Raw genomic sequence first — 12,622 nt, forward strand, 5'->3', positions numbered from 1 at the left:
CATTTGGATTTGACATGCCAACTCTCACCGTATTCTTTCATTGGTCCGGTTTGTTGTCAAATCCATTTGACAACAAACCTGGCTATCAAACCATGCGATTTGATTGGAGTGAGCTGTTCGATGAACTGAAGCGTGAAGGGCAGTTCGGCAGCGACGCGCAACTGGCCGACAGCCTGGGGCTTACGCGCGCGCAAATCTCGGCATGGCGCAACGGCAAGAGTGATCTCGGCATTCTGACCAAGATCAAGATCCTGGATGCATTGGGCCACGACACGCTGCGCACGTCGCTGTCGAGCTTGCTCCCCGAGAAAAACCGGGAGGCCCAGGCGGCGCAGCATGCAAGGCTCCTCGCGCGCATCGACAGAGTCAGATCGGGTGCGGCCGTCGCATCAGTGGAGCCCGAGGACTCGACCCATTCTGCCGCGGCCATGAACGATCTGCTTACCGAACTACCGCGGGACGAGCTCAAGCGCATCGAGCCGCATTTGTCGTGGGTTACGCTACCGCTCGGGCATGTCGTGTACGAATCAGGCGATCACCTGAGCCATGTCTATCTGCCCACGACCGCGATCATTTCGATGCTGTATGTCATGGAAAACGGCTCTTCCGCGGAGATTGCCGTAGTCGGGCGCGACGGATTGCTGGGCGTCGCGTTGTTCATGGGCGGCGAAACAATGCCGAACCGGGCCATCGTCCAGAGCGCGGGCGAAGCCTTTCGCCTCAGCGGAAAGGTCGTCAAGGAAGAATTCGCGCGCGGTGGCGCGTTGCAGCGCCTCTTCCTACGCTACACGCAGGCGCTTATCACCCAGATGGCACAGACGGCCGTCTGCAACCGTCACCACTCCATCGCGCAACAATTCTGCCGGTGGCTGCTGCTGAGTCTCGACCGCCTGGATTCGCATAACGTAAGGATGACGCAGGAACTGATTGCCGACATGCTCGGCGTGCGCAGGGCCAGCGTAACTGAAACCGCGAAGCGGTTGCAGGAAGAGGGCATTATCCGGTATTCGCGCGGGCTGATCGAAGTCGTCGACCGCAATGCCCTCGAGCGGCGCGTGTGCGAATGCTACATGGTGGTCAAGAAGGAAAGCGACAGGCTGTTGTTGGCCAAGTAGACAGGCTCGAGCCCGAATCGCCCTGCCATTGACATTGCATGGGCTCCACACGATTGGCCGGCAAGGTCCGCTCGTCGCTCTTCATGAGTCAATTTGCTTGCCCGCCTCCCTCCGCCCTCTCCCAATCGTCCGCGTGGACAGCGTGCCAGCAACGGCCTGCTGCGTTGCCGTGAGCCGGCCGAAGATCGCATCGCGCATCCGCCTTACGTCTGCATCGGTACAACGTCAATCGACGCCGCGCGAATCGTGGTTGCGCACGCTCGCGTGCCGCGGCCTGTCGCCGCTGCTCGATTGCAGGTCCGGGACGATCCTCGAGAAGAACTCCGTGCGCGCCGTCGGCAATCTCGGCTTTTTCGAATTCTCGTCGGGTTGTGGCGCCATCGATTCGCGGCGCACCTGAAACGCCGTGGCATATGCGAGGCTGACTCGATGCGCGGCACCAGTTCGAGCACTGCGTCGGCCTGATCGCGCCAGCGGGTGGCGCGTCGATCTTGGCATCGGTTACCCATGCCAGGCGGCGGGACTGCCGGGCCCTGCATATCGGCGCAGCACGCGAATTGCCGACACCAATGCCCTGCGCAACCATACCAACCCGCTACGCAGCGAAGCGGCTTGTCACACCAGCATCAGCCGGCCCGCCAGAGGCGCTCAATGTGCGGTGGCCTTGCTCGCTCGACGCTCCAGCATGAGAAGGACCGCGATGAGGCTGACGAGATGCGCGCGCTCCTCCGGAACCAAGCCGTCGCGCTCCAGGATCGATTCCAGCCGCGCTTTCCAGGTGGCCAATGGAGCCGGCTCGCCGAGCGTGACGCGCGCGATGAGCCGCTCAAGAGAACACAGGTCTCTCTCGATTTCCGTGTTGCCCATGGAAACACTCCGTTCGTCACCTGGATCGAAGAACAGCTTATGGCACCGGATCGCATCGCTCTACCCTCTACCGTACATTGGGCACGCATTTCTCCATACGCTTCAGATGCGCGCGGGTGGCTGGATGCAACAGTCGAATGCGGTGCCATGCCAGCCCCCGAACGGAGAGGACTCGCAGCAAAACGGTTCGACCGCCATGTCGCCGTCCATGCACGCCTGCCGTCGATGCGGCCATGGCTTATCTTGGGAGCGGCTTTCAATCGATTGTCGGTCGGAGCCGAAACACATGGTGTAACGGCAACCCTCTTCGCGCGACGGTACCCGAAGCGAACCCTCCGCAGAGCAGGCGAACGAGTCCTTCTACAACAGGCGGCGCGCAATCGGATGAAAAGCAAGCGTTCGGCACCGAACAGACATGCGGCACGAATAACCGCATTGGTGAGAGGCGGGCCGGCTCTGTCAGCCAGACCGTCCGCCACACCTAGACTCCCTGCCGAATCCTCCAGGAGATCCCTGATGAAAACACCTGCACCCTTATTAATGCTCGCGCTCATTCTCGGCCCCACATTAGCCGGAATCGCCCCAGCAGCGGCCGACGGCGACCTCCCCCCGATGCAGCATGCCGATCAGGTTACCTATTTGTCAGGCGGCATTGGACTTGATCAATCGATCGCCATCAAGGGCGTCATGCGCGACTATGCGCTCGTGCTCACCTTCGTGCGCCGCACCCGAGGCGCGAACGAATATTTGTCCGACGTCCGGGTGACCATCACGGATATGAAAGGAAATACGGTTCTGGAGACGCCGTCCGATGGCCCGTTCATGCTGGCCAATCTGAAAAACGGACGTTATGTAATCAACGCCAGCTACAACGGCCGATCCGAACGATACATCGTGGACATTTCGGCATCCCATCATGCGCGTCATACATTCATCTGGTTCACGTAGGCATCGGAACCCGCTCGTCTTCACACAGGCGGCTGTCGGTAAAACGGCATCTTGAGCCGGTACGGCCACATTTATCCGCCCGGCACGGCGCCCCGTTGTAATCGCCGATGAAGCGGCAATCCGCACTGCGAGTGCGCCACGGCAAACAATCCGCATCGTCGAATGCCTGCATCGTCGGCTTCACATCGCGTCCGCGTCACGCGCCCGCGCTTGAAACGCTTCGACCTTTCCATTCGAGTCGGTTCGACACCCAGACCTGAATTGATTGGCGCGCACTCCGTACGCTTACGTACCGCGTCGATCGTTCATTGCCGGTACCGTGTAAAGCATGCCGGATATTCGTCACGACGCCGCGCCAGACTGCGAACCGCATGAATGAGCGGGATCGGCACGAATCGCCCTTCGTCCACGGGCGAGTGACTGGACGCCACCGCACGGCACGCGATTCCGCCGGATCATCGGCATGCCGCGCATCGATCTGAAGAGAACATCATGTTACGAAGCACCAAGGCATTGCACGGAAGTGCGGTCCGCGCAAAGGACGGCGACATCGGACACGTCAACCAAGCCTACTTTGACAACGACTGGTGCATCCGTTACCTCGTCGTCAAGACGGAGGACTGGCTGCACGAGAGGCAGGTGCTCATCTCGCCCTACTGCATCAAGCATACCGACTCCCGGTCCAGCACGCTGCATGTCGACCTCACGCGCCAGCAAGTGGGAGACAGCCCGGATCTGGACACACACAACCCGGTATCCCGCCAACACGAGATCGAATACCTGAGCTACTACCATTATCCGCGCTACTGGGATGGCCCGAACCGGTGGGGCATGGATGCATGCCCTACGTCCCGTTCTGGCACCCTGTCGCGAGAACTCGAGGCCGGTAATCCGCTCCCTCCCCTCACAATGCCCGCCGATGTGCCGGCCGATGCGCCGACGGATACGCATCTGCACGGCACCAGCAGCGTCAGGGGCTATCGGCTCGAAGCCACGGCCGGACGCATCGGCCGCGTGTCTGACTTCGTCTACGACGATGAAGCCTGGGTGATCCGCTACCTCGCAATCAGTACGCGGAACTGGTGGTTGACCAACAAGGAATTCCTGATCGCGACGCACTGGCTCGACCGGGTGAACTGGGCCACGGAAACGGTATCCACTGCACTCAACCGCGACTCGATTCGCCGGAGTCCCGAATACGACGATTCGCAGCCCGTCTACCGAAGCGACGAGATTGCGCTGCATCTGTTTTACGGCAAGCGTGGCTACTGGCTGAATGCCGAATCGTCCACTGCCCACGAGACGCTTTGATGCCGCCAGCATGATCCCCTGCGGCACTCGGGCTCGTCCATGCCGAACGCTTTATCGGTTCGTATCGGAAAAGTTACGTGTCCGCGTTCATGCCCGTCATCTCGGCCGCGCAATTCATCGAACGGGTCAATCCGCGCCTGCCGTTGCATCACGCGTTTAAGGCCGGGAATTTTCCGTCAACCGCGCAGTGAAATATCGGTTCCATATCGAGCGCGCGTGATTGCGCGCACCTTGATGAGACATGTGCCGACACTATAATTTTTGAAGGCAGATCCGTATTCGAACGGTCATTCCGAACTCATCGAAAAAAGGACGCATTGGCGCCGCCATCCCGTCCGGTCGTGGGATCGGTAAAGTATGATGGTTGTCTCGTCCCGCTGATTCCCGCTGCGCCCATATCGGCCGGATTCTCCATCATCTGCCGGGCGCGAGCGCAGGAGCCACGCATGCTGGACAACCCGCCCATTACCGAAAATCACCTGCTTGCCGCACTGCCGGAAAACGAACGCGCTCACCTCGCCCCCCACCTGACCCTTGTCGACATGCCGTTGGGAAACGTGCTGTACGAGTCGGGCGGCCAGATGCATCACGTCTATTTTCCGACCACGTCGATCGTGTCGCTGCTGTATGTGATGGAGGATGGCTCATCCGCTGAAATCGCGATCGTCGGCCATGAGGGCATGATCGGCGTGTCGCTGTTCATGGGCGGCGAAACGACGCCGAGCCGCGCCGTCGTGCAAAGCGCGGGGCAGGCCTACCGGCTCGACGCGCGTATCCTGAAAGAAGAATTCCGGCGCGGCAATGCGATGCAGCGCCTGTTGTTGCGCTATACCCAGGCGCTCATCACGCAGATGGCCCAGACCGCGGTGTGCAACCGGCATCACTCGATCGACCAGCAACTTTGCCGCTGGCTGCTGCTCAGCCTCGACCGCCTGCCTTCGAACCAGCTGCGCATGACGCAGGAACTGATCGCCAACATGCTGGGCGTGCGCAGGTCGGGCGTGACCGAAGCGGCATTGAAGCTGCAGGACGCGGGCCTCATCCGCTACAACTACGGCCATATCGAGGTGCTGGATCGCCCTGGGCTCGAAAAGCGCGTGTGCGAATGCTACAGCGTGGTCAAACGCGAATTCGATCGCCTGCTTCCCGATCTGAAGCGACTCTAGCCGCTACTGCGCCGCATCGTACCGGCCTTTCCCGCACGTGCCCCTGGCGCCACGCGAAGGCGTGGAAGCGACCCGATATCTCCGTGACATCGTCTCATCCGGCTACCCTGTACACCGGGAACATCGGCGCGCCATCGCCACGATCGTTACTTCCGCGATCAGCGATATCGCTGAATACCGGCGACGACTCGATGGATCGCGGTCACGCAGGGCACTGACCCGCGCCGCGCCGTGCAACCCGCGCTAACGGTGCTTGACGTGCGACACCTTCCGGTGATGCTTTCGATGGGCCGGGCGGGAAATCATCCTGGTGACACCGCCGATCGACGGCGGATCGCTGGCGGGGAATGTCCCCTCGACTGCCTCGTCGACATTGCGTTCGCTCTTGCCGCCGTTCGTATTCTGCTCTCGATACCTGCTGCGCATAACCGCCTCCGTGGCGCTGAGTGTCGGACGAGGCTGGCCGCTTCGACTGACCGGCGTATCGACGGCCAGCCAGCGTGGAATCCCGCCGATTACGACGCCAGCATAGGCCCGATTTGAAAATGCCGCTGGACGCGGATCGCGAGCCACCGCGAAGCGCCGCGCATCGGGAGACGAGCCACGCGCACCGGCAAACCGTCCGGCATCGGACAGACTGAGCCACGCGTCCCGCGTATAGCTAAGCTACCGGGCCGAATTTTCCGTCGACCGAGTGAGTCGCGGTACGTCGACTCCTTCAGAAATTTCATCAGGATCCGCCATGACATCCGCTCTCCTCGCCGCCCCCCGAAAGATTGCCTACGCGTTCTCCCTGGCGGCGACAGTCGCCCTCGGCGCAGCCGTCTTCCCCCAACTCTCGAAGGCCGCCGGACCCGCACCGGATCGGTCACCGCCCCACGTCATGACCGTGGCCGCCCAAAAGTCGGTCGACGGACGCATCAACAGCCTGCACCAGCGACTTGGCATCACACCCGGCCAGGAATCCCTGTGGCAGCCAGTCGCGCAGGTGATGCGGGACAACGCGAAAGCGATGGAAACGCTCAGGAAGATCCGTAGCGATCATGCGAGCAGCATGAGCGCGATGGACGATCTCCACTCCTATGGCGATGTCGCCAACGTGCACGCCGATGGCGTCAAAAAGCTGACCACGGCATTTCAGCCGCTGTACGACAGCATGTCCAATACGCAAAAGCAGAACGCGGATGCGATTTTCCGTGGCAACGACCACCACCTGATCAAGAAACAATAGTTCCGAACCGTCCGCCGATACCGGCTGTCGATGGCAGTCACTGACCAGTGGATTCCGGATCCGTACACAGGAGAACATGATGGACGTTTCTATCGGACATGCACGTCGAACCACAATGGCGCCGAGATCGGGCATGCGACTCGTCGGCCTGATAGTCGCGATCGGCTGCCTTTTCGCCGCACCGCCGTTGCATGCGGAGAGAATGAATCACGGTTTGGACCAGGGCAATCACGCGCGCATGACACATCAGGATGGTCGTCACTACGGCCATTACCGGAACGGTGGCCACGACGGTTATGACGGCGACGAGGAGTATGCGTATGGCGCGCCTCCGATGGTTTACGCGCCGGTACCGGCACCGGGCATCTCGCTGTTCATGCCGCTGCGGCTGCGCTGAGACACGAACCGAATCCGGCAGCCTCGGTCGCCCGGCAGCCCGTCGACGTGTTGATCCTAACTGCTTCGCGATCCTGACGACGAAGACCGAGAGAATGTTCCGCGACATATCGGGAAGGACGGCCCGCCGCCGGATGGATCACCCCCGTGCTCGAGCGGCTGCATGCTTTGTACGGTTTCGTACCGCATCGGCCATTCAGCGCGTGTAGCGTTTCAACCATGTCGGCCATCCGAGGGGATGCGATCGGCAGGAATTGCTCCGCATCGGCGGACGAACGGCTGGATACCACCGCACGGCGGCCAGGCCAGCCTGATCACCGACGTGCCGGGCATCGCTCTGGCGAGGACATCATGTTGCGAAGCATTCGAAGGTTGCACGGAGACACGGTTCGAGCGAAGGACGGCGATATCGGCCACGTCCACCAAGCCTACTTCGACGATGGCAACTGGTGCATCCGTTACCTCGTCGTCGAGACGGGCGACTGGCTGCACGACAGGCAAGTGCTGGTCTCGCCATATTCCGTCACGCATGCCGATCCCGAGACCCGCACGCTATACGTCAGCCTCACGCAACAGCAGGTGAGGGACAGTCCGAATGTGGACACGCACAAGCCGGTATCGCGCCAGCACGAGATCGAGTACCTGCGTTACTACAACTACCCGACCTACTGGGGCGGCCCGAACCTTTGGGGAATGGGCGCATACCCTGCTTTCGATCCCGCCGGGCCGTCGCAGGACGCCGACGCGGGCGATCCGCTTCTCCCGCACACCGCGCCGGCCGGCGCAGCGGCGGATACGCATCTGCGCAGCACCGGCGAGGTCGACGGATATCGGCTCGAAGCCAAGGACGGACATATCGGTCACGTGTCCGACTTCATTTACGACGATGAAGCCTGGGTGATCCGCTATCTGGCAATCGACACGTCGAGCTGGTGGTCGACCGGCAAGGAAGTGCTGATCGCGACTCACTGGCTCGACCAGGTGGACTGGCCCACGGAAACGGTATCGACCACGCTCACGCGCGCCGCGATCCGCCAGAGCCCGCCATACGACGACTCGCAGCTCGTTCATCGCAGCTACGAGATCGAGTTGCACGAGTTCTACGGCAAGCACGGCTATTGGCACGGAGACCGATAACGCTGACCCGCGCAACGGGTAGCCAACGCAACTACCCTTCCATGCGGGATATCGCGTGACAGGACGCCAGGGAGCAGCTGCATGACCTCAACCGATTTCCCGACAACCGAAGGTTCGGCACTCGATGCGCTCTGCATCAATACGCTGCGCTTCCTGTCAATCGATGCCGTGCAGAAAGCAGCGAGCGGACATCCAGGCTTGCCGCTCGGCGCCGCACCGATGGCCTATGCGCTATGGATGCGCCATCTCAAGCATCACCCCGCCAATCCGGCGTGGCTCGATCGCGATCGCTTCATCCTGTCGGCCGGACATGGTTCGATGCTGCTGTACAGCCTGCTTCACCTCACCGGTTACGACCTGCCGCTCGATCAGATCGTCCGCTTCCGGCAATCGGGCAGCCTCACGCCCGGCCATCCGGAGCGTGGCCTCACGCCGGGCGTCGAGACGACCACCGGCCCGCTCGGCCAGGGCCTCGCCAACGCCGTCGGCATGGCGATGGCGGAAACGCGGCTCGCCGCGTGCTACAACCGCCCCGGTTTCGAGATCGTGGATCACCACACCTATGCACTCGTCAGCGACGGCGACCTGATGGAAGGCGTCGCGGCGGAGGCCGCATCGCTTGCCGGCCATCTCCGGCTCGGCAAGCTGATCTGCCTGTACGACGACAATCGCGTCACGCTATCCGCCGGCACCGCGATCACCTTCACCGAAGATCGCGCGCAACGGTTCGACGCCTACGGCTGGCATACGGAAACGGTCGACGACGGCAACGACCTTGCCGCCATCGACGCAGCGCTGCTCGCCGCACGTGCCGAGCAGCGGCGTCCGTCGTTGATCCTCGTGCGCACACATCTCGGCTACGGCTCGCCCAACCGGCAAGACACCTACCAGGCTCACGGATCGCCGCTCGGCAATGCCGAGGTGCGCCTGACCAAGCACAACCTCGGCTGGCCGCCCGATCCCGCGTTTCATATCCCCGCACCGGCGCTCGCGCATTTTCGCCGGGCACTGGCGGAGGGGCAAATACGGGAAGCGCACTGGAACACCTTGTTCGCAGCCTATGCGCGCGTGTTTCCCGAGCTGGCGGAGATGCTGCTGAGCTCGGTGCGCGGCGCGCTGCCCGACAGTTGGGACCGCGATATCCCGGTCTTTCCGGCCGATCCGAAAGGCATGGCGACGCGGGTCGCATCCGGCAAGGTGCTGAACGCCCTCGCCCCCCGCGTCCCGTCGCTCATCGGCGGCTCCGCCGATCTGAATCCCTCCACCTTCACCGCGCTGACCGGGCACGGCGATTTCGAGGCCGCCGGCATGAACGCGCTCGACCGGCAAGGTTCCGACGGCGGCGGCTGGAGCCGCAGCGGCCGCAATCTGCATTTCGGCGTGCGCGAGCATGCAATGGGCGCGATCCTGAACGGCCTGGCGGCCCACGGCGGCATCCTGCCGTTCGGTGCGACCTTCCTGATCTTTTCCGACTACATGCGTCCACCGATCCGGCTCGCCGCATTGATGCGTCTGCAGGTGATCTACGTGTTCACGCACGACAGCCTCGCCGTCGGCGAGGACGGTGCGACGCATCAGCCGATTGAACAGCTTGCCGGCCTGCGCGCGGTCCCGGGCCTGCTGGTGATTCGACCGGCCGATGCCAACGAAACGGCCGTCGCGTGGCGCGTGGCGCTCGAAGCGCGAGAACGGCCGACCGCGCTGATCCTGACCCGCCAGGACGTGCCGACCATCGATCGCCTCCGGTTCGCGCCGGCAGAGGGCTTGCGGCGCGGCGGCTACGTGCTCGCCGATGCCCCCGACGGTCGCCCCGCGCTGATCCTGATCGCGACAGGCTCGGAAGTCGGGCTCGCGCTGGCAGCGCACGCCGAGTTGCTCGCGCGCGGCGTGGCGGTTCGGGTGGTGTCGCTGCCCTGCTGGAGATTGTTCGACGCTCAGCCCCAGTCGTATCAGGACGCCGTGCTGCCGAAGTCGGTCGGTGCGCGGCTGGCGATCGAAGCGGGCGTGTCGCAAGGCTGGCACCGCTATGTCGGCGATCGTGGCGACGTACTCGGCATTGCGGGTTTCGGCGCGTCGGCGCCGGGCGCCGAGCTGATGCGCGATTTCGGCTTCACGGTCGAGAACGTCTGCGACCGCGCACTGAAACTGCTCGTGTGACCGTTGGGCGGCCCATGCGCGTATCAGGCGTTCGAGCCGCCACCGGCATCGCGCGTGCCTGCTTCGAGCACCGCGTCGACCATCGACTGCGCATCGGACACGATGCGCGCCACGTGATCCTCTCCGTTGAAGCTTTCCGCATAGATCCGGTAGAGATCTTCGGTACCTGACGGCCGCGCGGCAAACCAGCCGTGCTCCGTCATCACCTTGATGCCCCCGATCGCGGCCCGATTGCCCGGCGCCCGATCGAGTATCCGGACGATCGCCTCTCCCGCCAGTTCGGTGTGCGTGAACTGATGCGGCGCTAGCCGCGCCAGCAGCGCGCGCTGCTCAGGTGTGGCTGCGGCCTGTACCCTCCGTTCGGCGGGCGCGCCGAAGCGGTGCGCCAGGTCGCGGTAATGCTCCGCCGGATCGCGGCCGGTTCGGATCGTGATTTCGGCCGACAGCAACGCGGGAACGATGCCGTCCTTGTCGGTCGTCCAGGGTTGCCCGTCGAGCTGCAGGCACGTGGCCCCCGCACTCTCCTCGCCGGCGAACCCCAGCGTGCCGTCGAGCAATCCGCCGACGAACCACTTGAAGCCGACGGGCACTTCGTAGATTGCGCGATCGTGTGCGCGGGCGACACGATCGATCATCTCGCTGCAGACGACCGACTTGCCGACCGCCGCGCGAGCGGGCCATTTCGGCCGATGCGCGAGCAGATAGTCGACAAGCACCGCGAGATAGTGATTGGGCGGCAGCAAACCGTCGCTGCGTGTGACGATCCCGTGCCGGTCGTGGTCGGTATCGCACGCAAACGCGACATCGAATTGGTCTTTCCGCGCGATCAGGCTCTGCATCGCATACGGCGACGACGGATCCATGCGGATCCGCCCGTCCCAGTCGACGCTCATGAAGCGAAAAGTCGGATCGACTTCCTAGCTGACGATCGCGAGATTCAGTTGGTAACGCTCGGCAATCGCACCCCAGTAGTGCACGCCTGCGCCGCCGAACGGATCGACGCCGAGCCGGATCGGCGCACCGCGCAGGATGTCCATGTCGATGACGCTGGCCAGGTCGTCGACATACGCCGCGAGGAAGTCGTACCGGTGCGTTGTGGCGGCATTCGATGCCGTCGACAACGAGACGCGGCTCACCCCCGCGAGCCGCGCTTCGAGCAGATCGTTCGCGGCCGCTTCGATCCATCGGGTGACGGCCTCCCCGGCCGGGCCGCCGGTCGCCTGGTTGTACTTGATGCCGCCGTTGTCCGGCGGATTGTGCGACGGCGTCACGATGATGCCGTCGGCGAACCCGGCATTGCGTCCCCGGTTGTACGTCAGGATCGCGCGCGAAACGGCCGGCGTGGGCGTGTACTCACCCGGCGGCGCCAGCATGACCTCGACGCCATTGGCAGCCAGCACTTCAAGCACGCTCGCCTGCGCCGGTTCGGAAAGTGCATGCGTATCGATGCCGACAAACACTGGACCGTGGATGCCGTGCGAACGTCAATACCGGCAGATCGCCTGCGTGATCGCGAGGACGTGCCACTCGTTGAAGCTGCGGGTCAACGCGGAACCCCGGTGTCCCGATGTGCCGAACGTCACGCGTTGCGCCGGGACTGCCGGGTCCGGCATATCGGTGTAGTACGCGGTCACGAGGCGGGGAACGTCGATCCGCAGCGCGTAAGGTGCGAGCCGGCCTGCCAGCGGACTGACGGGCATCGCGGCCGGCGCGCCCGGCGGGTCGGATGTAGCGGGATTCAACATGCCTCCTGTCTGGGACACAGCCGCCATTCTCGTTCGAGCGCGAGCCATGACTACCGCCACGCGCCCGGCGGATGGCGGGCACCGCCGCGCCCCCCTCGAACGCGCGACGCGGCGGCCGTGCTCAATGCGCGGCCAGCTTGCCCGCTCGACGCTCGAGCATGAGGAGAAGGGCGATGATGCTGACGAGATGCATGCGTTCCGACGGTGTCAAACGGCCGTGTTCCAGAATCGATTCCAGCCGAATTCGCCAGAGCGCCCATGGCGCAGGCTCACCGAGCGTGACGCGTGCAATGAGTCGTTCGAGTGAACGTAGATCGCCCTCGATTGCTGTATGGGCCATGGCCATGCTCCGGTTGTCGTGAGGATCGCCGAACAGTCTATGACGAAGCACTGCACCGCTCTGCCCGCTACCGTACATCGCGTGCATGCCGGTTCGGGCGCGTCGTCCCGGCCGCGTCAGCAGCAGCCACGCGTCATTTCGATCGCGATGGTTGCGACGGTTGCGCCCGGTTCTTTGTCCGCCATCGGACAGACGCCGGACCGACTCGC

Annotated in this window: 12 protein-coding genes and 1 pseudogene; 9 read left to right on the forward strand and 4 right to left on the reverse strand. The window is 63.5% G+C overall.

The window, feature by feature from the left end; translation table 11 throughout:
- The first annotated feature begins 428 nt into the window (after nucleotides 1–428).
- The gene (locus HWX08_RS07850; protein WP_041492076.1) at nucleotides 429–1,115 is read left to right on the forward strand and encodes a Crp/Fnr family transcriptional regulator; all 687 of its coding nucleotides are present in this window, start codon (nucleotides 429–431) and stop codon (nucleotides 1,113–1,115) included.
- Between the two features lie 97 nt (nucleotides 1,116–1,212).
- Nucleotides 1,213–1,515 carry a hypothetical protein gene (locus HWX08_RS07855; protein WP_144020730.1) on the forward strand — a complete coding sequence of 101 codons (303 nt, stop codon included), beginning with the start codon at nucleotides 1,213–1,215 and terminating at the stop codon, nucleotides 1,513–1,515.
- A gap of 248 nt (nucleotides 1,516–1,763) precedes the next feature.
- Here the strand turns inward: HWX08_RS07855 and HWX08_RS07860 are convergent, their stop codons facing one another.
- Nucleotides 1,764–1,982, reverse strand: a complete 219-nt coding sequence (locus HWX08_RS07860) for a hypothetical protein (protein WP_012328514.1) — start codon at nucleotides 1,980–1,982, stop codon at nucleotides 1,764–1,766.
- Nucleotides 1,983–2,498: 516 nt separating this feature from the next.
- On the opposite strand from HWX08_RS07860, the gene HWX08_RS07865 reads away from it, so the two are divergent.
- The 3 genes from HWX08_RS07865 to HWX08_RS07875 all read left to right on the forward strand — a co-directional run bounded on the left by HWX08_RS07865 (nucleotide 2,499) and on the right by HWX08_RS07875 (nucleotide 5,407).
- Nucleotides 2,499–2,930 (forward strand): peptidase associated/transthyretin-like domain-containing protein, encoded by a 432-nt coding sequence (locus HWX08_RS07865; protein WP_041491976.1) that lies wholly within the window; start codon nucleotides 2,499–2,501, stop codon nucleotides 2,928–2,930.
- 492 nt (nucleotides 2,931–3,422) lie between these two features.
- Complete coding sequence (locus HWX08_RS07870) at nucleotides 3,423–4,241, forward strand: PRC-barrel domain-containing protein (protein ID WP_174919933.1); 819 nt, start codon at nucleotides 3,423–3,425, stop codon at nucleotides 4,239–4,241.
- 446 nt (nucleotides 4,242–4,687) lie between these two features.
- A complete protein-coding gene (locus HWX08_RS07875) occupies nucleotides 4,688–5,407 on the forward strand; it encodes a Crp/Fnr family transcriptional regulator (protein WP_012328517.1) in 720 nt (239 codons plus the stop codon).
- 243 nt (nucleotides 5,408–5,650) lie between these two features.
- On the opposite strand, the gene HWX08_RS34680 is transcribed toward HWX08_RS07875, so the two are convergent.
- Nucleotides 5,651–5,833, reverse strand: coding sequence for a hypothetical protein (locus tag HWX08_RS34680; protein WP_341773824.1), 183 nt, complete (start codon nucleotides 5,831–5,833; stop codon nucleotides 5,651–5,653).
- Nucleotides 5,834–6,149: 316 nt separating this feature from the next.
- Between HWX08_RS34680 and HWX08_RS07880 the strand changes: the two genes are divergently transcribed.
- The 4 genes from HWX08_RS07880 to tkt all read left to right on the forward strand — a co-directional run bounded on the left by HWX08_RS07880 (nucleotide 6,150) and on the right by tkt (nucleotide 10,328).
- Complete coding sequence (locus HWX08_RS07880; RefSeq protein ID WP_174919935.1) at nucleotides 6,150–6,638, forward strand: Spy/CpxP family protein refolding chaperone; 489 nt, start codon at nucleotides 6,150–6,152, stop codon at nucleotides 6,636–6,638.
- 133 nt (nucleotides 6,639–6,771) lie between these two features.
- Nucleotides 6,772–7,035 carry a hypothetical protein gene (locus tag HWX08_RS07885; protein WP_226248740.1) on the forward strand — a complete coding sequence of 88 codons (264 nt, stop codon included), beginning with the start codon at nucleotides 6,772–6,774 and terminating at the stop codon, nucleotides 7,033–7,035.
- A 350-nt stretch (nucleotides 7,036–7,385) separates the two neighbouring features.
- On the forward strand, nucleotides 7,386–8,171 hold the full coding sequence (locus tag HWX08_RS07890) for a PRC-barrel domain-containing protein (protein WP_012328528.1): 786 nt from the start codon (nucleotides 7,386–7,388) through the stop codon (nucleotides 8,169–8,171).
- Between the two features lie 81 nt (nucleotides 8,172–8,252).
- Nucleotides 8,253–10,328, forward strand: a complete 2,076-nt coding sequence (gene tkt / locus HWX08_RS07895) for a transketolase (RefSeq protein ID WP_012328529.1) — start codon at nucleotides 8,253–8,255, stop codon at nucleotides 10,326–10,328.
- Nucleotides 10,329–10,351: 23 nt separating this feature from the next.
- On the opposite strand, the pseudogene pgm reads toward tkt, so the two are convergent.
- Together pgm and HWX08_RS07905 are read right to left on the reverse strand one after the other, a co-directional pair.
- Nucleotides 10,352–12,028, reverse strand: a pseudogene (gene pgm, locus HWX08_RS07900) (phosphoglucomutase (alpha-D-glucose-1,6-bisphosphate-dependent)).
- 166 nt (nucleotides 12,029–12,194) lie between these two features.
- Nucleotides 12,195–12,413, reverse strand: a complete 219-nt coding sequence (locus tag HWX08_RS07905) for a hypothetical protein (protein ID WP_080001097.1) — start codon at nucleotides 12,411–12,413, stop codon at nucleotides 12,195–12,197.
- Between the last annotated feature and the right edge of the window lie 209 nt (nucleotides 12,414–12,622).

Origin of the sequence: Burkholderia metallica, assembly GCF_902832845.1 — a bacterium.
Taxonomy (GTDB): Bacteria; Pseudomonadota; Gammaproteobacteria; order Burkholderiales; family Burkholderiaceae; genus Burkholderia; species Burkholderia metallica.